Raw genomic sequence first — 20,403 nt, 5'->3', positions numbered from 1 at the left:
TTAGCGCGACATCGAGATGTTGGCGCCGCGGAACTGGCTGTCCGCGCGCATCGTGACGGTCTGCTTGTTGCCGTGCGTCCTCAGTGCGATGTTGGCGTTGAAGCCTGCGGCGGAGGCGACCACCTCGAAGTTTCCGCCGCCACCGCGGCCCTGGAGCGAGCCGGAGATGTTGCGGCTGGCCTCGCTCCAGCCTCCCGAAATGGCACCGCCCGCCGACTGAACGTTGGCGGAGAGGATGAACTTGTAGGCGTCGCTGGCGCAGGTCAGCGTCATTTCCATTGTGGGGCCGATGGGAGCGTATTTGGCCCGGCAGCGGATGCGTTCCGTCGATCCGTCCTCGAGGCTGACCGTGCCGCCGCCGCTCCAGCTTCCCGCCATCGGAGCGAACGGACCGGACTGCGCGTTGCTTTCGGAATTGGCGGCTGCGGCCGCAAACAATACGGCGGCCGCGATCAGCAGCCGCCGATTCCGGGCAGGAACCTGCGTTGGTTTATTGGCGCGATGCTTCCCAGCGCCCGCTGCACGGTATGCCTGCTGATGCTCCATTCCACTTCCCCGATCCGGCGTTGCCGTTGAGTTGACCGTTGGCATATGCACCATTGATCGAAACTTTCACAAGTCCCTCACGGCCGATGGTGCCGGAAACGTTAGCGCCGGGCGCGGTGATCTTGCCATCGGCAACCGTCAGCATGGAACTCGCGGTCGGCTCGCACGATCCGCTCTTGGTGACGATCGTGACCTGCCAATTGCCATCATAGGGGCTCTGGGCGAAAGCGGGGACGGCGAGGGTGCCGGCGAAAACTGAAGCGGCACAGAACACCGCAATGCGACCAAAACGCATAAATTCCGTCCTTGAATTTGTCTGATATGCTGACGCTTATTCGGACGAAATGTGACGGAAATTTGTTGCGATGCCAAATCGAAAATTGCTCCTGTTGGCGCAATGGTTTATTCGAGATTCTGACACCGATTTTCGAAGCAGAATCAAAGCGGGCTCACGTTAAGGGTAAACGTCAGGAGAGACTCGGCGCGGAGGTCGCGAACTGCTCGTCCTGCGCTTTGGCGGGCAGCGCCTTGTGGACCTTGGCGTAGTCGATCACATCGGCCAGCAGCTTGAGCCCGAGCGGCGCCAGCGCGCGCTCCCAAAGCTCCCGTGCGGTCTCGCCCTTCTTGACGAAGCACCAGTCCTGGGCGGCGATGGCGCCAGCGTCCATACGGTCGGCGAGGTGATAGATCGTGCCGCCGGCGATCGGATCGGCTTCCTTGATGGTCCATTCCACCGCGGCCTTGCCGCGATGGCGCGGCAGCAGCGAAGGGTGATATCCAATCCCGCCGAGCTTGGCGGCGGCAAGCGCGTCCTTGCCGATCCGGGCGTGGCTGTGGGCCGTGATGATCAGATCGGTGTCGGGGGCAATCTCGGAAGCCACCACGAGCTTCGGATTGGCCTGGACCACGACCTCGATTCCGGCGGCCCTCGCCGTCGCGGCGAGGCGATCCTCGGCATCGGCTACCACGACCCGGACGACCGAGACGCTATGCTCCCGGAGCATGTTCAGGGTGGTCACGCCGAAATGGCGGGAGCCGACGAGGGTAATGCGCATGGGTGTCCGATCCGTTTCGCAACTGCGTCATCCCCGATAACACGTCAGGACGCCCTGTCACCACCCGCGCAGTGTTTGCGTGGGTTATCAACAATGCGCCGGGCGCCAGCGGCCGGCGAACCTATTTCTGCGTCACGGACTAGCGTTGCCGCGCCGCCACGGTCGGACGATAAGCGGCCGACAAGTGGTTCCTGTGTCTCGTTTTTAACAGAGATCCCCCTGATTGGCTGGTAACGTGCGCCGGACCGGGGCTGGCGACATTTCAACCCGCATCCATTTTCGAACCCGGCTTTGGCCGCTGGCGTGATCGCCGGCGGCCTTTTCATGCCACGCATCACGAAATCGTCCGACGGTAACACGATCTCAACCAGCTTGGCGTATCGACGAAACCGTCGCGGATTTGTATTGCGTACCGCGACACCGAAAACGTCCGCCGGCGTGGGCGCGCCGCCGGGCCTTTTCACGGGACAGGTTTCATGCCGAGCGCAATCGAGCAGATCGTCGACGCCTATGTGCGTCTGAAGAACCGCCGCGGACTGGACGAGCTGATGATGCATAGGCAGCGGCTTGCGGTCGATCTGAAGAGCAGGTCTGGCTATGATTTCAGCCTGCCGATCGGCCAGATCGACGAGGAGATCGCGATCATCGAGGCGGGGCTCAGCCGGCTCAAGGCGGAGAACTCCACGGGGATCTAGAGGTCTGCGGCACACGCGCTCCCGGCACGTCTGGCCGATGGCGGGCCTAAAATGTCTGTCGCTCAGTCGCGACGGCCTCCGTCGATGACCGTGAACAGCGGCCGCGCCGGGGTCGGCTCGACCAGGAGCTCCTCCACCAGTGCGGTTGCCGCATCGACATATTTGCGCGTCGGCTTGTCGAGAGGGCGCTTGGCCTCATCATCGAGCGCGACCTTCGCGGCCTCGACCAGCTTGCGCATGCGTGCCGCATGGTCGTCGCCGGCCGTCAGCGTCGCGCGTGCCAGCGAGCGCAGCACGAACAGTTCGCCCTCGAGGCGGAGCAGACGGTCGTTGAGCCTGGTCAGGACGGCGTTGAGGTCGGCCATGATTGGGGTTTGGCGCGGAGGATCCATCCTGATCTAGCGGCGACCGGTGAACGGAGTGCAAACGGCGGCGGTGCAATTGGGCCGATCCTGCGACGCGGACCGCTTACCACCCGACGCCCGCCCAGCGCCTCCCGAACACCGGCGGTCTCGTCTTCACGGCCTGCCAGCCGAAGAAATGATGCTTGCCGGACCAGGCGTGCACGACGCCGCTACAGATGCCGCATTTGAAGCTGCCGGTATGGGCCTCGCTGTGCTCCTCCCTGGTCGCGGTGTAGTTCATGCCGCAACCCGCACAGGTGAACTCTTCGATCGTCCAGATGCTGTTGGCCATTGCACAGAATGCGTTTCGGTGACCTCGATCCACGATAGCCGCCAGCGTTTGCAGCGGCGTAAACCGGCGCGGGGAAATCCGGTTAACGGGCGTTAGCTAAGCCGGGCCGGGGCGCAGGCCAGGGGGAGGCGTCATCGTCGCGGAATGCGGGATGGCCCGATGGGGTCCTGATCGTGGGCGCGGTCAGTTCCGGTCGTCTTGACGCCGGAAGCGTTGCTGGCAATAACGGCCGGGCCGTGCAAGCGCGGGAGGTTGCGTTCATGTCGCAAGGAAAGCTGTGCCCGTGAAAAGCCTCCGTCAGCTCCTGACGGGAGAGGACGTCATCCAGCTCGTGATCCGGCTTGGGCTGCTCGCCCTGCTGATCATCTGGACCTTCCTGATCATCCGCCCGTTCGTGCCGATCCTGGCCTGGAGCGGCGTGCTCGCGGTCGCGTTCTATCCGGCGTTCAGCTGGGTCGCCAAGATCCTCGGCGGCCGGCCCAAGACTGCAGCAGCGATCCTGACCCTGATCACGCTCGGCATCGTCATTGGTCCGGCGACTTGGCTCGGCATCAGCGCGGTGGACGGCGTGCGCGAGCTGGCGCACCAGCTCGGCACCGGCGACCTCGCGCTCCAGTCGGCGCCGGAGCAGCTCAAATCGTGGCCGCTCGTCGGGCCCTGGCTCTACGAGCTCTGGGAGCAGGCCTACAACAACGTCCGGGCGGTGGTGCGCGAGGTGGCGCCGTATCTCCAGCCGCTGGCGGGCCCGCTTCTCTCGCTCGCGGGCGATGCCGGCGTCGGCACGCTCCAGTTTCTCGTCTCCGTGTTCGTCGCCGGATTCCTGTTTCCGCACGGGCCGAGGCTGGTCGCGGCCGGCCGCGGCTTTCTGTTTCGCATCGTGCCCGAGCAGACCGAGCATTTCCTGGGTCTTGCGGGTGCGACCATTCGCGCCGTGGCGCAGGGCGTGATCGGCGTCGCGATCGTGCAGGCGTTGCTCGCCGGCATCGGCTTCAAGCTCGCCGAGGTGCCCAGTGCGGGCCTTCTCGCCTTCATCGTGCTGCTGCTCTCGATCGTGCAGATCGGTGCCTTCCTCGTGCTGCTGCCGGTGATCATCTGGATCTGGACCGCCAAGGACGTCACCACGGCGTTGCTGCTCACCGTGTTTTTCGTCCTCGTCGGCTTCATCGACACCATGCTGAAGCCGCTCGTCATGGGGCGGGGGCTGACCACTCCGACCATCGTGATCTTCGTCGGCGTGATCGGCGGCACGCTGGCCCACGGCATCGTCGGACTGTTCATCGGCCCGATCATCCTCTCGGTGGCCTGGGAGATCATGATGGCCTGGATCAGGACCGAGGATCAGGCGGAGGCGGGCGAGGGCTGATCTCGCGCCCCGCACGTGCGTCCTTCCGGCCGTGCCGCGCCAGGACCCGATATCTCGCGGCCTGTGATCAAAGCATGCCGCGAACTTGTCTGTTCGACTAGACAAGTTACCATCGGGTCGATTCTGTTTTTGATGACGGCAGCAATGGCGAAATCTTCCAAGCTGGTTGCCGCCAGGCGCGGCAAGGTATTGTTGGTCAGGCGCCGGTCGGATGGGCTCTGGATGTTCCCGGGCGGCCGCAAGCGTGCGCGCGAGTCGGAGAAGGACTGCCTGCGGCGGGAGATCAAGGAGGAGCTTCCAAAGCTGAAGCTCGGCAGGATCACACTCTGGAAGGAAGTGAAGACGAGAAACAAGCGCTCCGGGCGCAAGATGAATGACGCGATCTTCATCGCCAAATCCGCCAATGGCAGGCTGGCGATCGGCGACAAGAAGGAGATCGACCGCGCTGCCTGGCAGAAGCCCCGCGGCATCCGCCTGACGCCGACCTCGCGCTACATCCGCGACCGCCTGTTTCCGCGAAAGCGGCGGCGGAGCTGAGCTAGTCCTCTCGCCCGGCCGATCGCGTCCGCCCGGCGAATGACCGCGGACCTTGCGCGCATCGCGCCAAGACGCCGGTTGGGACAGTCGGCCGTTATCGCTTGGCCGCCATCGTCTCCAGGCAATGGTTGAGAAAGGCGGTGCGATCCCTGGGCAGCACCTTCTCGAGATCGGCCTTCAGCGCGCACTCACGCTGGCGCAACTGCTCGGCGCGGCGCTTCTCGGCTGCATCGCGGTATTCGGGAGCAACCTTGTTGGGATCGACCAGCGTCTGTGCGTGGGCGGCCGTCGCAAGCAGTGCGATGGCGCCGATGAAAATGAATGACCTCAAATGAGCCCCCGTAAAAGCGGGCATCCTAACGCGTGGCGCGTGCGCACTCAAACCGGCAGATGTGAGGTACTCGGTTCCGGCATGGTTGGAGCGCCCAAGCATGTTGGACCTCCGATCGGCCAGCTTTGGAACGACTCTGCATGACGTGCGTCGAATCCGGGCTCACGGCCCATCCCCAAGCCCCAAAGCCCCCGGGCCGCGAGAAAACCTACCCATAAAGGTTGGCGACCTCAGGGCCTCTCGCGCTGAGGTCGTTTGCTCGGCGCAAAGCGTGTGAACCAGTTCACAAGCGCACGGCGAAACCGCTGCTATGAAGACGTCATTGCTTAACTTATTCATGTTGAACGAAACGCCCCAGTGTGGCTCCAAGCGCTGGGGCTTTTTCGTGGCCCCATGCGCGCGCGACGTCTTCGATCGCCGCAACGCTTGCATCGAGCGATGCCGATCTCGGGCCGCATGAGTTCCGCGCTGCAGGCCTACCAAAACAGCTGGATTGCCGGGATCGCGGCGCCGCCTTTGAACGTTGCCACGAGGGGTGCGTTTGCGGGGCAAATCCCATATGCATGGCGGCGAGTTGCCGATTCGAGATGAGGGCGGCTCGCATTCTGTTGGCTACAATGTAAGACCAGAAACGGGTTCAAGTGAGGCTTTCCAAAAAGACAGGGGTGGCCAAGAAGGCGCCGAAGAAGAGCAAAGGATCGCAGCGCGCCACGATCTCGTCGTCGTCGCCCCTCGGCATGATGGCTCTTCACCTGCTTGCACAATGGAAGCAGTCCGGACGCAGCGGGATCGTCTTCCTCGCCGAGAACGAGAACAGGGCGGAGCGGCTGGGCAGCGTCATTCACGCGCTCGACCCGTCCTGCGAGGTGCTGGTGTTTCCGCGATTGAACACCTTGCCGTTCGATCAGCTCGAGCCGTCGCACGAGCTCGCCGGGCGCAGAGCCTCCGTGCTGAGCCGCCTCGCAAAATCCAGGAAGCCGTTGTTTCTCGTGTCGACCGCGGAAGCGGTGATGGAGCGCCTGCCGCCGCCGGCGAGTCTGTCGCGCCTGAGCCTGAGCTTGAAAGTGGGCGGCTCGTTCTCCGAGCGGGACCTCGAGACCCGCCTCCTAGCCCTGGGATACGATCTCGACGACGAGCCGGACTATCCGGGCGGGGCGCTGTTCCACGGGCAGACCTTCGAGATATTTCCCGCGGGCGCGCTGGGGCCGTTCCGGATCGAGCATTCGGACCATGCGATCAAGCGGATCGTGGCCTTCGACCCGAACGAGCACAGGATCATCTTCGAGACCAAAGAGCTGCTCGTCGATCCCATGTCGGAGCGGCTCGGCCTTGCCGGCAGGCGCGGCAAGCGCGCGAGCCTGTTCGACTATTGTGGGGGTGCCAAATGGATCGCGGACGCCGGCGTCCCGTTGCATGCCGACGCCTGGCTGGACACGATCGAGGAGGCCGCAGGCCGATCGGAACGGGAGCGTGAATATCTCGCACGGCGCGACTGGAAGCAGCTCTCCAAGAGCATGAAGGTGCTGCCGCGGACTGCGCCCTTCCAGCACATCCCGGAGTTTTCGAAGCTGACATCCTCCAGGAAGGCGCTGCGCGCCTTCGTCGAGGAGACACGCCGGGCCGGATCGCGACTGATCCTCGTCGCCGCGCACGAGGACGATCTGCGCGTGATGGAGCGGATGAGCGGCGTCAAGGCGGAGCGCTCCGATGACTGGGACGAGGCGGCGCGGGGGCGGGGCGGCGAGGCGACGCTGCTGGCCGATCTCGATGCCGGCTTCGTCGTGCCCGGGAAGAAGCCCCTCGTCGTGGTGACGGCGTCGGACGTGCTCGGCAGCCGCGCGCATCATCCGCAACCGATGGCGCGCGCCTGGAGTGCGGCCTTCGACCATGCCGATGTGCCCGAGCAGGGCACGGTGGTCGTCCACCTCCAGCGCGGCCTTGCCGTGCTCGACGGCTTGCAGACCGTCAACACCGGCGGCGGCGCCATGCGCGAGATGATCCGCCTGAAGTTCGCGGGCGACAATGCGGTTCTGGTGCCGCCGGCCGATCTCGCCTTGATGTGGCCTTACGCGACCGAGCTCGGCAAGCTCGCGCTGGACAAGGCGGATGGCAGCACATGGTGGGCCCGCCGCGGCGAGGCCGAGCGCGAGATCCAGGCCGCGGGCAAGGTGCTGGCCAAGCACATCAGCCAGCGCCGGCGGCGGCGCGCCGAAAAGCTGGTGCCGCCGGGGTCGACGTACGAGAAGTTCGTCGCGCGTTTCCCTTACTTCACGACGATCGACCAGGCCCAGGCGATCAGCGACGTGCTGGACGATCTTGCATCCGGTCATCCCATGGACCGGGTGGTCTGCGGCGACGTCGGCTTTGGCAAGACCGAGGTGGCGCTGCGGGCGGCCGCCGCGGTGGTGCTGTCGGGCAAGCAGGTGGCGATCGCGGTGCCGACGACGGTGCTGGCAAGGCAGCACGTCGCGACGTTCCAGAAGCGCTTTGCGCCGTTCGGCATCGAGGTGGGCAACCTGTCGCGGGCAACGTCCGGCGCGCGGCTGCGGGAGACCAGGGAGGGACTGCGCAGCGGCCGGATCAAGGTCGTGATCGGCACGCAGGCGCTCACCGGCAAGGACGTCAAATTCGACGATCTCGGCCTCGTCATCATCGACGAGGAGCAGCATTTCGGCGCGGCCGAGAAGACCAAGCTCGCCGGCCTCGCCAGGAACGTCCACGTGCTGATGATGAGCGCGACGCCGATCCCGCGGACGCTCGCCGCCGGGCTTGCCGGCTTCCGCGACCTCAGCGTGATCGCCTCGCCGCCGGTGCACCGGCTTCCGGTCGCGACCCGGATCGCGCCGCTGTCGGATGCCGCCATCGCCTCCGCGCTGCTGCGCGAGCAGCGCCGCCACGGGCAGAGTTTCCTGATCTGTCCGCGCATCCATGATCTCGATCCGATGCTGGCGCGGGTGCAGGCGGTGGCGCCCGACCTGCGCATCGTCTGTCTGCACGGCAAGCTGCCTGCCGACGAGATCGACGACCGGATGATGAGCTTCGTCGAGGGCGGTGCCGACGTCCTGCTCGCGACCAACATCGTCGAGAGCGGCCTCGACATTCCCCGCGCCAACACCATCGTGGTGTGCTGGCCGGAAAAATTCGGCCTTGCCCAGCTGCATCAGCTGCGCGGACGCGTCGGCCGCAGCGGCATCCGCGCCTTCGCCCATCTCTTGACCGAGACGGCTTCGGGACAATCCGAGAAGCGGCTGGCCGTGCTCGAGGAGTTCAGCCGGCCGGGCGCCGGCTTTGCCATCAGCGAGCGCGACCTGGATTTGCGAGGCGCGGGCGATTTGTTCTCGGAGCAGCAGTCCGGCCATGTCCAGGTGTTCGGGCCGGTGCTCTACAGCCACCTCCTGAAGATGGCCTCGGAGAAGGCCGACGAGGAGCGCGCTGCGGTGTGGGTGCCCGACCTGAACCTGCCGGTCGGGGACATGCTGCCCGAGACCTATGTGCAGTCCGAGCCCGTGCGGCTCGAGCTCTATGCGCGCGCCGCAAGATGCAATGGCGAGGATGACCTCGAAGACCTCGAGGAGGAAACCTCCCGCCGCTTCGGACCCTTGCCGAAGGTGGCGCGCGATTTCTTCGCCGCAGCCAGGCTCAGGATCGAGTGCAAGCGCAGAGGCATCATCCGCCTCGACGTCGGTCCCGAGGCGGTGGCTGCGACGTTCCTGCCGGGGCGCTTGCGGAAATCGAGAGGCAAGTCGCTGCAACGCGACGGCGATCGGGTGGTCCATCACAGTGCGATGCGCGATGCGCCGTTCGAGCGGGTGGAGGCACTGTTCGAGGTGCTGGACGAGGGGTGAGCTCCAAAAAACGCGAAAACAACCCCATGCACAGTAGCCAAGTGCTTCTGCCACAACGCCTTCTGCATCAGGCGCAAAAGGCCCGTTTGACCTGTCGGGCAAAACAGTGGCATGATGCCAACTTCGGAAAATCCGTCGGGGAGAAGCCGCTGCAGCGGGGCGCGTGTTCGGGCTCCAGAGCGAGTGCGCAGCGCAACAGCCCCGTAATCGGCCGGGGGCGTCGGGCCCGTCAGCCGGCTGGGCCGCTAACGTGGAATTAATCCGAAAAGCCCACAATTTTAGGCAGTTGGAGATGGGTGCTGCGTACAGGAGCCGTCACGAGGACGTTCCGGCGACGGCGTCCTGTTGCTCGCTCATTGGGGTCAACGCAGATGACCACGTCCCTGGAAACGCCAAGCTTCGCCGAAGAGCTCGACGCGGTGGCCCTCGCAGCCGCCGCAGCCGCGCACGATCCCGCGGCTCCGGAAGCTGCAGTGCCGCTCACGCGGCCCGGCCGAAAAACGGTGCTGCTGCTGGCGGTGTGTGCCCTGGCCATCAACGGCGCGGCGGCCGTCTATACGTTGCCGTCCGGCTTGCCGTCGCTGAATGTGTCGGCAGCCTGGCTGGGCTGCTTCCGCGCCAGGAAGCGCCCGCGCCGAAACCGGATCCGGTCGTCGCTGCCTTGAAGGACATTCAATCCGCCCAGCAGCAACACACGGCTTCGCTGCAGGCGAACAACCACGCCTTGCAGCAGAATGCGGCTCTGCTGCAGCAGGATTCACTGGTGCTGCTGTCGCTGAGGCAGAGCATCACGGACGAACGGGTCGACGTGAAGAAGATATCTTCGCAGCTGTCCACGCTGATCGCGAAGGTCGACTCGCTGCAAAATGTAATGATGTCGGACGTCACGTCCTCGATCCGACGAGCGAATGCTCGCTATGGACTGTCCGCAGCGATGCGCAAACGGCTGGTCCGGCCGTCGAAGCCGGTAGGGCCGGTTTCGGTGGGAGGAGCTCCGCTGAGTGTGCCGGCGACGGTTTCAGCGCCGGAAAGCTGAAGATCGGAAAATCGTTCATTATCCGCGTCCGGCCTGGTTTGATTTAGGCCGCAATCCGGTGGTCGACAGGTGTCGTCAGAAACTTGAGCGCTTCTGCATGCGCGAGGTCGGGAACCGCGATCGCGGTGTGGCTGTACATCGCATGCGTCCGCGACTTTGCAATCCTGTCCAGGATCTCGCGGCCCTTGATGACATGGAGACCCATACCCTCTTCAGTGGGGAAGATCGCCAGCACCACGTCGTAAGCCGCGATGACGGCCCTGAGCGCTTCGGCCTTGTCTTCGGCGACGTCGACATAGATACGAACATCAGCCGCGAGTTCACGCAGCTCGTCAAAATCCAGCACTGTGGGATACTCCAACGCAACGAACCTGATTGGAGCTTGGCCGCGTTAGGTTACTGAAGTGTCAACGACGCCGGCCGAGCCACAGGTTTCACGTGCAGGTCACACAGCAGGCGGATCAACAAGAGTCGCGACAGAGAAAACCCCGCCTGGGGGAAGCGGGGCTCTCTGGTGGGGGAGGCTTAGGGACCTCGATCATAAGACGCGCCAGCCGCCGAATGGTTCAAAAAGAAGCGGGCATGGGTCCACAGGAGGGAGGGAGTCCCTGAGAACCCGTGCTTGCGTTTTCGGCCTCGATGGGTTCTAAGCCCGGACACTTCATGACCCCTGGCATGAATCAGCAGCGCGCCCCCGCGGTCCGGCCGCGTCCTCAGCAGGAATTGCTCGCGCGCCCCCATTCAAAGGAATTCAGACATGGCGAAGATGACGAAGACCCAATTGATCGATGCAATTGCCGAGGGCACGCAGCTTTCGAAGAACGACGTGAAGTCGGTGATCGAGTACATGGCGACGGTCGGCTACAAGGAGCTCAATGAGTCCGGTGAGTTCGTCATTCCCGGCTTCGTGAAGATGTCGGTCGTGAACAAGCCGGCGACCGAAGCGCGCATGGGCGTCAATCCCTTCACCAAGGAGCCGATGCAGTTTGCGGCGAAGCCCGCGAGCAAGTCGGTCAAGGCCTCGCCGCTGAAGGTCGCCAAGGACGCCGTCTGAGGCGCAGGCGACATCGTTGCGGCGGGCACTTTCGCAAGGCCGCGCGACGAACAATGGCTGAAGAGGTGGTGCTCGGCGAAGGCGATGCCGAACATCACCGGACGATCAGGACAAACCATAGGGAGCGCCGTTCGCTCTGGCCGGGCGCGCTCTGCCGTTTCCCGCAAGCCGCGCAGACCGATAGAGGGTTCTCTCACAGACCTCGCAGGTCATCGGCGCCTCGATGACGAAGCTCGCGACGCTGGCTTCCCTGGCGTCGAACGGCTGCGCCGCACCGTTGCCGGCCCACTGGATTTCGGCCGGTCGATGCGCAAGGGCGAGGGTTCGCTTCGATAGCATGCAATCCGCGCGCGTTGCCAAGTCACCGACTTCAAGAGAGTCACCGACTTCAAGAGAAAAGCCCCGCGCTTTCGCGCGGGGCTCTCTTGGCTGACGGCGTTGGGATTTCAGCGCCTGGCCGCCAACCGTATCTCAAACTTAAGGTTGAAAATGTAAAAAGCAACAGCGCCGCGGTGACGGAGTATGTTCGTCAGGCGGCGCTGCCGTGTGACTGGGCGCTGAAATCCCCAGCTTCCGTAAGTCTATGCCGTTCCGAAAAGGTTCAACGCGGGGCCAGCGAAATTCGGCTGGAGGGGTCTGGACTTTTTGTTCTCATTTTGTTCTAGTGTGAGCCGCCTTGGGAGACTTTTTGGAGGTGGCTCATGACTGTCGAAAAACAGCGCGAAGTGATCAGGCTCTGGAACGAGCTCAGGAAGCTCGAGGGGCCTGCCGCGGAAGAGCTCCGCATCCAGATCCTCGAATGCTTCTCCAAGGTGAAGGCGAAGCGGGCGGCTTGATCAGCGTCGACGACACGCGGCAACCCGCGATCGCGTCTGTCGGCTCGCGCTCGATTGGCCGCCGAAGAGTTTGCCGGCAAAGAGCTCTGCCGCCGAAGGTGTGAGAGCTCGCGCTTTCATCGATCGTTAGGATTCGCTCCGCACCGATTTCCGCGACTCCGATTCGTTCTTCGAGAACGAAATGGAGTCGAAGCCGGAACAGGGCGCGCCTAAAGCGCGATGCGATTAGAATGAATCGTCATCGCGCATTAGGTTGTTGTTCAAGCGTGATCTTTTCGGAAGACCGCTGCGCACTTTTCCAGATCATGATTTAACGGCGGCGATGCGGCCGCACGTGTCAGAACGAGACGGAGTGATGCCTGGCCCCGCGCGTGTCTTCTCCGAAAGCGTGAGGCGAGGAGAGCGCCATGGATGCGGACTGCTCTGATCGAGGCGCAAAGTGTTTGTTAAGAATTGCTCCGCACTCATTTCTGCGATTCCGATTCGTTCTTCTGGAACGAAATGGAGTCGAAGCCGGAACAAAGCCGGTCGGTCTTTCGCCTGTCCGGACGGCAGAGGCGCCGCCTCTGATGTGCCTAACGAGTGCTTGCGCGGACGCCGATAACCCTATTCGGTTAGGTTAAAAGCCCAATCGCGTTGCGCTTGCTGCGGGCTGGGGTAGGTGTCTGGCAAAGACAAGCAAGAAACGCCTTTGCCAAGAAGCAATTTTGTCATGACGCCTTTTTCGACACCGTCCTTTTACCAGGGCGACCGGCACACCTACCGGCGCGTCGCCGTCGTCGGCACGCTGTTCTGTCTCGCCTTCGTGGTGATCAGCTTCTCGCTGCGGCCGCAGGCCGAGGACACGCGCGTGGCGGTCAAGGCCGACCGGCTGGTGCGTACGGCGGGCCAAGCGGCGCACGCCAATTAGCGTTCGTCACCGTAGATGCGATCGTCGGCCGGCGCCTGCGGGCAAGCGGCGCCGCCGCGAGAGGCGAGCGCCACGAAGCCGGCATAGCCGGACAGGTTGAGCAAGACTTCGAGCCACGCGGGCATGTCGGGCCTCTTTTCCTTCATCTCAGCGTGAGGAAGGACTCAACGTCCGCGCGCAATCCTGGTTCCCTGCTTCCGAAAGAAACTCAAACCGGCGAGGTGGGGTCGAGCCGGCGGCCGAGGGTCGCGACGGATTCACTCGACGGCTGCTCCTTCAGGAACTCGGCGATCGCCCGCGCCAGCTCGCCGTCGCTCATCGGCGTCGGCGGCGGGCGCAGGGTACCGACGCCGAAGCTGCGGACGATCTCGTCGTAATGCTGATCGTCGGATCTGGGAACCAACCTGCGAATACGTGCCAGCAAAGCGGATAATGGCAAGAATTCCTCCTCGATCGTCCGCCCCGCTGGCAGCAATTGCGGTCTGCTGCCATTGGCTCCCGTTAAACTGAAAAACCCCGCCAGCATCGCGGAGATACTGACGGGGTCTTCGTGCTGTTGCCTCAACCCGGATGGCGGAGGCTCCCGCACTTGGCAAACCAATCCGCGTTCGGCGATTTCGTTCCCCGCGCATCAACGCTTTTTGAATGCGCCGTGCTTCTTCGAGTTGCGCAACCATCGCAGTTGCTCGCGGTTATCTCCGTAAGACGCGAAGGAGACGAGCATGAAGAAGACATTGGCAGTTCTGGCCACCGTCGCGGCCGTCGGCGTGACCGCCGTCGCGGCGCCTGCGCCGGCCGAGGCGCGCGGTCGCGGCATCGGCCCGGGCCTCGCGTTCGGCCTTGCCGCCGGCGCCATCACCGCGGGCGCGGTCGCAGCCTCCCGACCGTATGGCTATTACGGTTCCGGTTACGGCTATTATGGCGGCCCGAGCTATTATTACGGGCCGGGTCCGTACGCCTATTATGGCGGCGGGCCGTACTAGCGCCATCACCACTGGCGCCATTGGTAGCCGCCAATAGCGAAAAGCCCGGAGCGTTGCTCCGGGCTTTTTTCATTCGCATGTCCTCGCACTTGCCTGCGGGACGATGCTAGGGCCAGAGCGATGGCCGTTCCACCTTGCGGGCGTTCTCCAGCGTCGACACGAAGTATTCTTCGCGCTCGCGCTGGAACTTCTCTTGCGTAGCACGGAAGGCGGCGACCCGGGCGGCGATCTCATCGCGCTCGCGCGCTTTGCGTTCTTCGTCTTCGGTCATGTCAAATCCCCTCCACACCTGAGTTGTGCACATCTGAACTCAAGCGCTGCCGCCGCAATCACGTTGAGTCGCGTCAACACATCCATTGGCGCTCCTGAATGGGGCGTCAATGGGGAGGAGGCATTGCAGGATTGTGATAAGCGAAGGTCGGAAAAAGTTGCCGAGCGCATTGCGTTCGCGCTTGATAAGTACGTCAACGATCTTGTCGCTTGTGCATATTGCTGTCAGGCCAAACGAGTCGGGAGGCGCGATTGATCGCATCGGATCTTCAGAGCGGCGTCGAGCGGCTCGGCGACATGATCGCCGAGGCGAGGGCCATCGTGCCGTTCACCGGCGCCGGCATCTCGACCGAATGCGGCATTCCCGACTTCCGCTCGCCAGGCGGAATTTGGACGCGCAACCGTCCGATCCCATTCGACGAATTCGTCGCGAGCCTGGAGGCGCGCAACGAATCCTGGCGCCGCCGCTTCGCGATGGAGGAGGTGTTTGCCGCAGCGCAGCCCGGGCGCGGCCATCGCGCGCTGGCCTCGCTCTACCGCGCCGGCAAGGTTCCCGCCGTCATCACCCAGAACATCGACAATCTGCACCAGGCCTCGGGTTTCGCCAGCGAACATGTGGTTGAACTTCATGGAAATACCACTTTTGCGAGATGTATTGGATGTGGGCGGGCCTATCCGCTCGACTGGGTGAGGCGCCGTTTCGACGAGGATGGCGCGGCGCCCAACTGCACGGCATGCGACGAGCCGGTGAAGACCGCCACGATCTCCTTCGGCCAGATGATGCCGGACGACGAAATGCAGCGCGCGACCGCGCTGTCGCAATCCTGCGACCTCTTCATCGCGATCGGTTCCTCGCTCGTGGTCTGGCCGGCCGCGGGCTTTCCGCTCATGGCCAAGCGCGCCGGTGCACGTCTTGTCATCATCAACCGCGAGCCGACCGAGCAGGACGACATCGCCGACCTCGTCATCCATCACGACATCGGCGAGACGCTCGGTCCCTTCGTCGGCAATTGAGACGAATCAATTTGATTCGCGGCGATGCAAGCTGTTCATAGGTTCCGGCGAATCTCTTTTTTGTCTATGCCTCTCAACCGGGAGTGTTATCTTTTGAGTCGGAAGATTCGCGTCGCGTCGAGTTGAGAAGATTTTCAGAAGACGCGTGATTCGAGCGCCGCCAATGTGGCGGGTGGCATGGCAGTGTGGGGTCCGGGGTTATGGGGTCGTCGGACGGATTTGAGTCCAAGAAGCTCGGAGTTCCCGGGCAGGGAGTATCGCCCGGGCGGATGGCGCCGGGCGAGCACGGCGGCGCCGGCCACGACAGCGGGCTCAGCCCCTTCAGCGGGCTCGGTGAGGCCAGCGCCAATCTCGTCGAGGTCCATGGCGTCATCAAATGGTTCGATGCCTCCAAAGGCTATGGCTTCATCGTTCCCGACAATGGTTGGCCCGACGTGCTCCTGCATGTGACCGTGCTCAGGCGCGACGGCTTCCAGACCGCTTATGAAGGCGCCCGCATCGTCGTCGAGTGCATTCAGCGCACCAAGGGTTACCAGGCCTTCCGCGTGGTCTCGATGGACGAGTCGACCGCGATCCATCCGGCGCAGATGTTGCCGCCGCGCACCCATGTCACGGTCACTCCGACCAGCGGGCTGGAACGGGCCCAGGTCAAATGGTTCAACCGGCTGCGCGGCTTCGGCTTCCTGACCTGCGGCGAGGGCACGCCCGACATTTTCGTGCACATGGAGACACTGCGCCGCTTCGGCATGACTGAACTCAGGCCGGGCCAGTACGTCCTGGTCCGCTTCGGGCCCGGCTCCAAGGGCATGATGGCGGCCGAGATCCATCCCGAGACCGGATCGCCGGGATTGCAGTCGCACTGAACCCCACCAATTCTCGCGATCGTGAGCAGAGGCGTGCCGGCTGGCCGGCGCGCCTCTTTCTTTTCCGATGGCCGCCGCGTAAGGACTTGCCCAGTCCCCCACGCCTCGAGAGCCCCATGAATTCTGATCGAAAGGCCGCTTGGTCCGCTGCGAAGGGCTGGCTTGCCGCCATCCTCGTCATCATCGGCTGTGTCGTCGCCAGCGCGCCCGTCGGCGCCGCCAGCTTCCAGCCGCTCGAGATCGTCACCAAGAACGGCGTGCAGGTTTTCTCGGTGGAAATGGCGACGACCGAGGAGGAGAAGCAGACCGGCCTGATGTATCGCAAGGAATTGGCGGACGGCAAAGGCATGCTGTTCGACTTCAATCCCGAGCAGGAAGTGTCGATGTGGATGAAGAACACGTATGTGTCGCTCGACATGATCTTCATCCGCGCCGACGGCCGCATCCTGCGCATCGCCGAGAACACCGAGCCGCTGTCGACGAAGATCATCTCGTCCCGGGGGCCGGCCCGGGCCGTGCTGGAGGTGGTGGCGGGAACGGCGCAGAAATACGGCATCCGCCCCGGTGACCGCGTCGGGCACCCTCTGTTCGGCAGCAAATAGGACGGGCGAGGCGATTGCCGGCCTTGCTGGCGCCTTCTGGAAGCTTGCTGGCGCCTTGGGAAGCGTGTATCGACGGGGCTCGCCGGACATTCGGGGTATAGCGCAGCCTGGTAGCGCGGCAGTTTTGGGTACTGCAGGTCGTTGGTTCGAATCCAGCTGCCCCGACCAGTCCCGAGAAGGCTCGCAGGGCATGGGATCGCAGACCTGCGACCGCAACTCCGCTCAGAACAGCAGCCAGTCAACAAGCCGCCAGGCGCCCCAGGCGAGGGCGCAGATCCAGCCCAGCATTGCAATCCCGGCCACGGCAAGTCCGCAGAGCGGCAACAGCGAGCTTCCGGTCTCCGGGACGTCGGGTAGTTTCTCGGTCGTATCGATCTGGCTCACTGCTCCCCCTTGCCATGCGGCCTGCTCATCATTGGTCTCGGCTCGCTCGCAGAAATTCACCGGCCGCGCGCCTGCTCACACGGACGTGAGACGAGACCACTGTCCGTCCATGGCGGGCGCGCGCTGATCGTCGACATTCACGGACGCCTCAAGATCGGTGGGAAAAACCTGCAACGCACGGTGCTGCGTTTGGTTGCTCCGGCCGGGCCCGTAAAATGCCTGCCGGGCTGAATTTTTCGCAGGGCCGCGCCTGCTTTGCGGGCTGTATGCGTTGAAGGGAGGATCGGGGGCGCGCAACCGGCGCTTTGCCCGATGTCTCCTTCGAGCGAGGTCTGCATGTCGATCAGCGCGATTGCATCTACCACCGCGGCCGTGACGACGTCCGCACCGACCGCGACGGCGTCGTCGTCTGCGGCATCCTCAACGTCTGCGGCATCCTCAACCTCGGCGGCCTCGTCGACGGCCGCCGCCTCATCGACCTCGTCGGAATCGTCCTCGCAATCGGCGGGTGGAAGCTCGGGATCGGGCGGCGGCGGCTCGGCCAAGACCATCGTCAGCGAGGTCTCCATGACCATCGACGGCGTCACCACCACTACCATTACCTATTCCGACGGCACCACGGAGGTCGAGACCTCCGTGAGCACGCAAGCCAGTCAGGGCAGTCCGTCCGGGCAGACCTACAACGCGCAAGGCGCGCTCGGGACCAATGCCCAGAACGCGTCCGGCAGCGCGTCGAACGCCAGCGCCACGTCCCAGTCGGCTTGATCGCCGAGGCAGGGGCAGGCGGCGCATTGCGTCGTGAGCCGTTTGCGAGAGGTCTGTCCGAGCCCTTCGAAGCCCTGGCGTTCATAGCCTGCGCCACACGACTTCTGCGCGATTTTTCAAGCCGTTGGTGAGGGGCCGCGCCGCGCAGAATTGCCAAAGATTCATCGAACCTTTGGCTGTTGTCACAGACATACGTGTGTTGGGGATTTCAGCGCCCAATGCCTAACGGACGCCGCCAAGCGATGATATTCCGCTTGCGCGGCGTTGCGCTTTTCCCCCCGCACGCCGATGATTTCCAAGCTCCGATTGTTTTCAAAGTTCGACGTCCGCTGGAAAGTCACCCGATCGCCGCTCCATCCCAAGAAGTAAGGTTGATCGGTTAGGTTAAAGGCGAGCGCTTGTTGCGGCCGTCCGGGTGGCTGTTATCAGGTCGGTCCCGGCTCGCGATGGGCGGCCTTCAATCCGTGCGACCACCAGATCACGGTTCGTCGCGGCGCCCATCGGTTGAGTTCTGCGCCAGCGAGTTCCGCCACATGTCTCTTGATCGCAACCTCAAGACCATTGGTCCGCAGTCGAGCTGGACCGATATCTGGCACCTCTGGACAGTGATCGTGCCGCGCCGCTCCATCAATAGGCAGTTCGTGGTCGGCAAGGTCTGGCGCCGCCGCGACGGCCGCGACTGGATCTACAAGAAATTCACCGAGTTCGACGGCGAAGAGGCGGCCTGAAGCGCGGTGAGATCGGGATGAGACATCATCGCGCCCCGGGCCGTTGAGGCCGTGCAGTCCTAACCCGAGTGCCGCTCGCCTATTGCTGATCCCGGCGTCTGCACGCGCGGCAGCGGCATCTTGAAGTGACGCTTCGCGTAGGCAACGATCTCGGCGTCCGAGGGATGATCGGCCGCTTCCACCGCGACAATCCGCTTGGCCAGATCGGGTGCGCTCGCGTGAATGTGGCCGGCAAGCTCCGTCTTCGCGCTCGCCGGACCGATGATGAGGATCTCGCCGGCATCGGCGATGGCTTTGGTCACCTCAGTGTAGAATGCCTCGTCGGGGGCAGCATGGCCGCTGCCGATCTCATTCGCCTTGTGATGAAGATGTCGTGTCGGCAGTTGCGGATGCAGCGTGACTTCGTCCGAGCCGCTCAGGCCGAGATGGAAGATCCTGGCCTGCGAATGGTCGATCCATACCACGGCGTGGAAATGAGAGGGCATGTGTCTGGGCCTTGTGCTAGAGGAGGTTGCCGACGGCAGAGCGGCGGCGCAGGTCGTGGCAACACTATGCGTGCCGCCGCCGCCGTCTCGTTGACTCATGTCAATGCGATCCCGGCTCAGAAAGCGTGGCAACCGGACGTCGCGCTCCGAAGGGCCTCTGCGGCTCAGGCCGCGGCTGCCGCCGGCTTGGGCGGCGGCGGCTTCAGCGGTTTGTCCTGCTTCTTCGACCACGAGATGTAATAGGCCACCGTCGTCATGATCGCGATGCCGGCGACGCTGACGAAGATCTGCGCGAGCAGCGAACCCGAGCTCATCGACAGCTCGAAATGGCCGACGAACGACAGGAACACGCCGACGCAGAACACGGCGAGCGACTGCTGGCCGCAGACGATCAAGGGATCGAACACCCTCCACTCCAGCCCCGGCCACTCCTTCGGCACGAAGCGGATCACCAGGATCACGATCACCACGAAATGGAGGAAGCGATACGGCGCAAGGTTGGTTTTGTCATTCGGGTTGAAAGCCGAGTACAGCCATTCCGGGAACATGCCGCCGAAGGTGGGGAAGCGGCCGGCCATGGTCATGACCAGCGCGAACAGGAGATAGCCGAGGCAGACCCACAGCGTGATCGGCGAATTGATCAGCGCCATCGAACGGCGTGCACCGCCCAGCGCGCACCAGGCGCCGAACACGAACAGCACCTGCCAGCAATAGGGGTTGAAGTACCACTGACCGGCCGGATAGGCCGTCAGGTTGAGGCCGTAATGGCGCGCGGCCAGCCACAGCACGATCGACAGGACCATCGTCAGGTCGGGCTTGCGCAGCATGAACCAAAGCACCGGCGGAAACAGGCCCATCAGCACGATGTACAGGGGCAGCACGTCGAGATTGAGCGGCTTGAAGCGCAGGAACAAGCCCTGGCGCAACGTCTCGGTGGCGTTGTCGACGAGGCCGGCAACGTTGAACTCGTTGATCATCTCGGAATCGCCGAAGCGCAGCGCCAGATAGCTGATCGAGGCGATGTAGATCACGAACAGGATGATGTGGGCGACATACAGCTGCCAGACCCGCTTGGTCAGCCGCGTGGCGCCCACGATGAAGCCGCGCTCCAGCATCATCCGCGCATAGACGAAGGAGGCGGTATAGCCGGAGATGAAGACGAACAGGTCGGCCGCGTCGGAAAAGCCGTAATTGCGGGTCGTGATCCAGTTCACGACGTTGTCGGGGATATGGTCGAGAAAGATCGCCCAGTTCGCGACGCCGCGAAACAGGTCGAGCCGGAGATCGCGGCCCTTGTCGGGAAGCGTTGCACTGATGTTCAGGAAGGCCATGCGACGGGAGCTCTCGAAGAGATCGGATAGGCTGATGAGGCAGTGCCGCCGGGCGGGATCCCGGCGCCGAGGGC

Annotated in this window: 27 protein-coding genes, 1 tRNA gene and 1 pseudogene; 15 read left to right on the top strand and 14 right to left on the bottom strand. The window is 63.9% G+C overall.

Translation table 11 applies throughout. The features are described from left to right. From ABIA42_RS14860 to ABIA42_RS14850, 3 genes are all read right to left on the bottom strand, one after another. Nucleotides 1-546, bottom strand: a complete 546-nt coding sequence (locus ABIA42_RS14860) for a hypothetical protein (RefSeq protein ID WP_271528275.1) — start codon at nucleotides 544-546, stop codon at nucleotides 1-3. After that, entirely contained in the window at nucleotides 491-841 is a 351-nt protein-coding gene (locus ABIA42_RS14855; protein WP_370112757.1) for a hypothetical protein, read from the bottom strand. The genes ABIA42_RS14860 and ABIA42_RS14855 overlap by 56 nt, the downstream gene beginning before the upstream one ends. 172 nt (nucleotides 842-1,013) lie before the next feature. Next, nucleotides 1,014-1,601, bottom strand: a complete 588-nt coding sequence (locus ABIA42_RS14850; protein WP_370112759.1) for a formyltransferase family protein — start codon at nucleotides 1,599-1,601, stop codon at nucleotides 1,014-1,016. A 476-nt stretch (nucleotides 1,602-2,077) separates the two neighbouring features. Here ABIA42_RS14850 and ABIA42_RS14845 point away from each other — a divergent pair, with 476 nt between their 5' ends. Continuing rightward, a complete protein-coding gene (locus ABIA42_RS14845; protein WP_370112761.1) occupies nucleotides 2,078-2,296 on the top strand; it encodes a hypothetical protein in 219 nt (72 codons plus the stop codon). 62 nt (nucleotides 2,297-2,358) lie between these two features. Here the strand turns inward: ABIA42_RS14845 and ABIA42_RS14840 are convergent, their stop codons facing one another. After that, nucleotides 2,359-2,661 carry a hypothetical protein gene (locus ABIA42_RS14840; RefSeq protein ID WP_027575377.1) on the bottom strand — a complete coding sequence of 101 codons (303 nt, stop codon included), beginning with the start codon at nucleotides 2,659-2,661 and terminating at the stop codon, nucleotides 2,359-2,361. 103 nt (nucleotides 2,662-2,764) lie between these two features. Next, nucleotides 2,765-2,992 carry a hypothetical protein gene (locus ABIA42_RS14835; RefSeq protein ID WP_239623695.1) on the bottom strand — a complete coding sequence of 76 codons (228 nt, stop codon included), beginning with the start codon at nucleotides 2,990-2,992 and terminating at the stop codon, nucleotides 2,765-2,767. A gap of 277 nt (nucleotides 2,993-3,269) precedes the next feature. Between ABIA42_RS14835 and ABIA42_RS14830 the strand changes: the two genes are divergently transcribed. Further along, on the top strand, nucleotides 3,270-4,355 hold the full coding sequence (locus ABIA42_RS14830; RefSeq protein ID WP_271528278.1) for an AI-2E family transporter: 1,086 nt from the start codon (nucleotides 3,270-3,272) through the stop codon (nucleotides 4,353-4,355). A gap of 144 nt (nucleotides 4,356-4,499) precedes the next feature. Beyond that, complete coding sequence (locus tag ABIA42_RS14825) at nucleotides 4,500-4,892, top strand: NUDIX hydrolase (RefSeq protein ID WP_370112763.1); 393 nt, start codon at nucleotides 4,500-4,502, stop codon at nucleotides 4,890-4,892. A gap of 94 nt (nucleotides 4,893-4,986) precedes the next feature. On the opposite strand, the gene ABIA42_RS14820 is transcribed toward ABIA42_RS14825, so the two are convergent. Continuing rightward, nucleotides 4,987-5,223 carry a hypothetical protein gene (locus ABIA42_RS14820; RefSeq protein ID WP_370112765.1) on the bottom strand — a complete coding sequence of 79 codons (237 nt, stop codon included), beginning with the start codon at nucleotides 5,221-5,223 and terminating at the stop codon, nucleotides 4,987-4,989. Nucleotides 5,224-5,960: 737 nt separating this feature from the next. Here ABIA42_RS14820 and ABIA42_RS14815 point away from each other — a divergent pair. Beyond that, entirely contained in the window at nucleotides 5,961-9,068 is a 3,108-nt protein-coding gene (locus ABIA42_RS14815) for a DEAD/DEAH box helicase (RefSeq protein WP_370123463.1), read from the top strand. A 371-nt stretch (nucleotides 9,069-9,439) separates the two neighbouring features. Next, nucleotides 9,440-10,104: pseudogene (locus tag ABIA42_RS14810) on the top strand (hypothetical protein). Between the two features lie 43 nt (nucleotides 10,105-10,147). Here the strand turns inward: ABIA42_RS14810 and ABIA42_RS14805 are convergent. Beyond that, the gene (locus ABIA42_RS14805; RefSeq protein WP_271528282.1) at nucleotides 10,148-10,450 is read right to left on the bottom strand and encodes a hypothetical protein; all 303 of its coding nucleotides are present in this window, start codon (nucleotides 10,448-10,450) and stop codon (nucleotides 10,148-10,150) included. Between the two features lie 411 nt (nucleotides 10,451-10,861). On the opposite strand from ABIA42_RS14805, the gene ABIA42_RS14800 reads away from it, so the two are divergent. The 3 genes from ABIA42_RS14800 to ABIA42_RS14790 all read left to right on the top strand — a co-directional run bounded on the left by ABIA42_RS14800 (nucleotide 10,862) and on the right by ABIA42_RS14790 (nucleotide 12,904). Next, entirely contained in the window at nucleotides 10,862-11,158 is a 297-nt protein-coding gene (locus ABIA42_RS14800; RefSeq protein WP_018323108.1) for an HU family DNA-binding protein, read from the top strand. A 701-nt stretch (nucleotides 11,159-11,859) separates the two neighbouring features. Next, on the top strand, nucleotides 11,860-11,994 hold the full coding sequence (locus tag ABIA42_RS14795; protein WP_271528283.1) for a hypothetical protein: 135 nt from the start codon (nucleotides 11,860-11,862) through the stop codon (nucleotides 11,992-11,994). 712 nt (nucleotides 11,995-12,706) lie between these two features. Continuing rightward, nucleotides 12,707-12,904 (top strand): hypothetical protein, encoded by a 198-nt coding sequence (locus tag ABIA42_RS14790; RefSeq protein ID WP_035682375.1) that lies wholly within the window; start codon nucleotides 12,707-12,709, stop codon nucleotides 12,902-12,904. Here ABIA42_RS14790 and ABIA42_RS14785 read toward each other — a convergent pair. Together ABIA42_RS14785 and ABIA42_RS14780 are read right to left on the bottom strand one after the other, a co-directional pair. Further along, entirely contained in the window at nucleotides 12,901-13,029 is a 129-nt protein-coding gene (locus ABIA42_RS14785) for a hypothetical protein (protein ID WP_256439286.1), read from the bottom strand. The two genes, ABIA42_RS14790 and ABIA42_RS14785, sit on opposite strands and share 4 nt — an antisense overlap. An 83-nt stretch (nucleotides 13,030-13,112) precedes the next feature. Next, nucleotides 13,113-13,469: a hypothetical protein gene (locus ABIA42_RS14780; RefSeq protein WP_370112771.1), complete on the bottom strand. Its 357-nt coding sequence runs from the start codon at nucleotides 13,467-13,469 to the stop codon at nucleotides 13,113-13,115. 157 nt (nucleotides 13,470-13,626) lie between these two features. On the opposite strand from ABIA42_RS14780, the gene ABIA42_RS14775 reads away from it, so the two are divergent. Next, on the top strand, nucleotides 13,627-13,887 hold the full coding sequence (locus ABIA42_RS14775) for a hypothetical protein (protein WP_370112773.1): 261 nt from the start codon (nucleotides 13,627-13,629) through the stop codon (nucleotides 13,885-13,887). 106 nt (nucleotides 13,888-13,993) lie between these two features. On the opposite strand, the gene ABIA42_RS14770 is transcribed toward ABIA42_RS14775, so the two are convergent. Then, nucleotides 13,994-14,158: a hypothetical protein gene (locus tag ABIA42_RS14770; protein ID WP_271528287.1), complete on the bottom strand. Its 165-nt coding sequence runs from the start codon at nucleotides 14,156-14,158 to the stop codon at nucleotides 13,994-13,996. A gap of 251 nt (nucleotides 14,159-14,409) precedes the next feature. Between ABIA42_RS14770 and ABIA42_RS14765 the strand changes: the two genes are divergently transcribed. The 4 genes from ABIA42_RS14765 to ABIA42_RS14750 all read left to right on the top strand — a co-directional run bounded on the left by ABIA42_RS14765 (nucleotide 14,410) and on the right by ABIA42_RS14750 (nucleotide 16,804). Then, nucleotides 14,410-15,171: an NAD-dependent deacetylase gene (locus ABIA42_RS14765; protein WP_370112775.1), complete on the top strand. Its 762-nt coding sequence runs from the start codon at nucleotides 14,410-14,412 to the stop codon at nucleotides 15,169-15,171. A 200-nt stretch (nucleotides 15,172-15,371) separates the two neighbouring features. Further along, nucleotides 15,372-16,034, top strand: coding sequence for a cold-shock protein (locus tag ABIA42_RS14760; protein ID WP_370112777.1), 663 nt, complete (start codon nucleotides 15,372-15,374; stop codon nucleotides 16,032-16,034). 116 nt (nucleotides 16,035-16,150) lie between these two features. Next, nucleotides 16,151-16,636, top strand: coding sequence for a DUF192 domain-containing protein (locus tag ABIA42_RS14755; protein ID WP_271528291.1), 486 nt, complete (start codon nucleotides 16,151-16,153; stop codon nucleotides 16,634-16,636). 91 nt (nucleotides 16,637-16,727) lie between these two features. Beyond that, nucleotides 16,728-16,804: transfer RNA gene (locus ABIA42_RS14750), tRNA-Pro, on the top strand. Nucleotides 16,805-16,858: 54 nt separating this feature from the next. Here ABIA42_RS14750 and ABIA42_RS14745 read toward each other — a convergent pair. Both ABIA42_RS14745 and ABIA42_RS14740 read right to left on the bottom strand, forming a co-directional pair. Then, nucleotides 16,859-17,020 carry an RNA-binding protein gene (locus tag ABIA42_RS14745; RefSeq protein ID WP_271528466.1) on the bottom strand — a complete coding sequence of 54 codons (162 nt, stop codon included), beginning with the start codon at nucleotides 17,018-17,020 and terminating at the stop codon, nucleotides 16,859-16,861. A gap of 137 nt (nucleotides 17,021-17,157) precedes the next feature. Beyond that, entirely contained in the window at nucleotides 17,158-17,595 is a 438-nt protein-coding gene (locus ABIA42_RS14740) for a hypothetical protein (protein WP_271528465.1), read from the bottom strand. Between ABIA42_RS14740 and ABIA42_RS14735 the strand changes: the two genes are divergently transcribed. Together ABIA42_RS14735 and ABIA42_RS14730 are read left to right on the top strand one after the other, a co-directional pair. Continuing rightward, entirely contained in the window at nucleotides 17,588-17,785 is a 198-nt protein-coding gene (locus ABIA42_RS14735; protein ID WP_271528464.1) for a hypothetical protein, read from the top strand. The two genes, ABIA42_RS14740 and ABIA42_RS14735, sit on opposite strands and share 8 nt — an antisense overlap. A 533-nt stretch (nucleotides 17,786-18,318) precedes the next feature. Next, on the top strand, nucleotides 18,319-18,513 hold the full coding sequence (locus ABIA42_RS14730; RefSeq protein ID WP_271528463.1) for a hypothetical protein: 195 nt from the start codon (nucleotides 18,319-18,321) through the stop codon (nucleotides 18,511-18,513). A gap of 59 nt (nucleotides 18,514-18,572) precedes the next feature. Here the strand turns inward: ABIA42_RS14730 and ABIA42_RS14725 are convergent, their stop codons facing one another. Together ABIA42_RS14725 and ABIA42_RS14720 are read right to left on the bottom strand one after the other, a co-directional pair. Next, nucleotides 18,573-18,998: a translational machinery protein gene (locus tag ABIA42_RS14725; protein WP_370112781.1), complete on the bottom strand. Its 426-nt coding sequence runs from the start codon at nucleotides 18,996-18,998 to the stop codon at nucleotides 18,573-18,575. Nucleotides 18,999-19,162: 164 nt separating this feature from the next. Next, complete coding sequence (locus tag ABIA42_RS14720; RefSeq protein WP_370112783.1) at nucleotides 19,163-20,329, bottom strand: OpgC domain-containing protein; 1,167 nt, start codon at nucleotides 20,327-20,329, stop codon at nucleotides 19,163-19,165. Between the last annotated feature and the right edge of the window lie 74 nt (nucleotides 20,330-20,403).

Origin of the sequence: Bradyrhizobium sp. USDA 327 (genome assembly GCF_041262065.1) — a bacterium.
Lineage (GTDB): Bacteria > Pseudomonadota > Alphaproteobacteria > Rhizobiales > Xanthobacteraceae > Bradyrhizobium > Bradyrhizobium liaoningense.
Note: the sequence above shows the minus strand (reverse complement) of the source record. Positions and strands in the feature narration are given on the sequence as shown.

Coding starts and splice junctions, on each gene's coding strand:
- ABIA42_RS14860 (WP_271528275.1), bottom strand. CDS start 546: ATGGAGCATCAGCAGGCATACCGTGCAGCGGGCGCTGGGAAGCATCGC.
- ABIA42_RS14815 (WP_370123463.1), top strand. CDS start 5,961: ATGATGGCTCTTCACCTGCTTGCACAATGGAAGCAGTCCGGACGCAGC.
- ABIA42_RS14850 (WP_370112759.1), bottom strand. CDS start 1,601: ATGCGCATTACCCTCGTCGGCTCCCGCCATTTCGGCGTGACCACCCTG.
- ABIA42_RS14825 (WP_370112763.1), top strand. CDS start 4,500: ATGGCGAAATCTTCCAAGCTGGTTGCCGCCAGGCGCGGCAAGGTATTG.
- ABIA42_RS14775 (WP_370112773.1), top strand. CDS start 13,627: ATGAAGAAGACATTGGCAGTTCTGGCCACCGTCGCGGCCGTCGGCGTG.
- ABIA42_RS14740 (WP_271528465.1), bottom strand. CDS start 17,595: ATGGTCATGGAGACCTCGCTGACGATGGTCTTGGCCGAGCCGCCGCCG.
- ABIA42_RS14785 (WP_256439286.1), bottom strand. CDS start 13,029: ATGCCCGCGTGGCTCGAAGTCTTGCTCAACCTGTCCGGCTATGCCGGC.
- ABIA42_RS14855 (WP_370112757.1), bottom strand. CDS start 841: ATGCGTTTTGGTCGCATTGCGGTGTTCTGTGCCGCTTCAGTTTTCGCC.
- ABIA42_RS14840 (WP_027575377.1), bottom strand. CDS start 2,661: ATGGCCGACCTCAACGCCGTCCTGACCAGGCTCAACGACCGTCTGCTC.
- ABIA42_RS14795 (WP_271528283.1), top strand. CDS start 11,860: ATGACTGTCGAAAAACAGCGCGAAGTGATCAGGCTCTGGAACGAGCTC.
- ABIA42_RS14760 (WP_370112777.1), top strand. CDS start 15,372: ATGGGGTCGTCGGACGGATTTGAGTCCAAGAAGCTCGGAGTTCCCGGG.
- ABIA42_RS14800 (WP_018323108.1), top strand. CDS start 10,862: ATGGCGAAGATGACGAAGACCCAATTGATCGATGCAATTGCCGAGGGC.
- ABIA42_RS14770 (WP_271528287.1), bottom strand. CDS start 14,158: ATGACCGAAGACGAAGAACGCAAAGCGCGCGAGCGCGATGAGATCGCC.
- ABIA42_RS14755 (WP_271528291.1), top strand. CDS start 16,151: ATGAATTCTGATCGAAAGGCCGCTTGGTCCGCTGCGAAGGGCTGGCTT.
- ABIA42_RS14735 (WP_271528464.1), top strand. CDS start 17,588: ATGACCATCGACGGCGTCACCACCACTACCATTACCTATTCCGACGGC.
- ABIA42_RS14725 (WP_370112781.1), bottom strand. CDS start 18,998: ATGCCCTCTCATTTCCACGCCGTGGTATGGATCGACCATTCGCAGGCC.
- ABIA42_RS14835 (WP_239623695.1), bottom strand. CDS start 2,992: ATGGCCAACAGCATCTGGACGATCGAAGAGTTCACCTGTGCGGGTTGC.
- ABIA42_RS14845 (WP_370112761.1), top strand. CDS start 2,078: ATGCCGAGCGCAATCGAGCAGATCGTCGACGCCTATGTGCGTCTGAAG.
- ABIA42_RS14720 (WP_370112783.1), bottom strand. CDS start 20,329: ATGGCCTTCCTGAACATCAGTGCAACGCTTCCCGACAAGGGCCGCGAT.
- ABIA42_RS14790 (WP_035682375.1), top strand. CDS start 12,707: ATGACGCCTTTTTCGACACCGTCCTTTTACCAGGGCGACCGGCACACC.
- ABIA42_RS14730 (WP_271528463.1), top strand. CDS start 18,319: ATGTCTCTTGATCGCAACCTCAAGACCATTGGTCCGCAGTCGAGCTGG.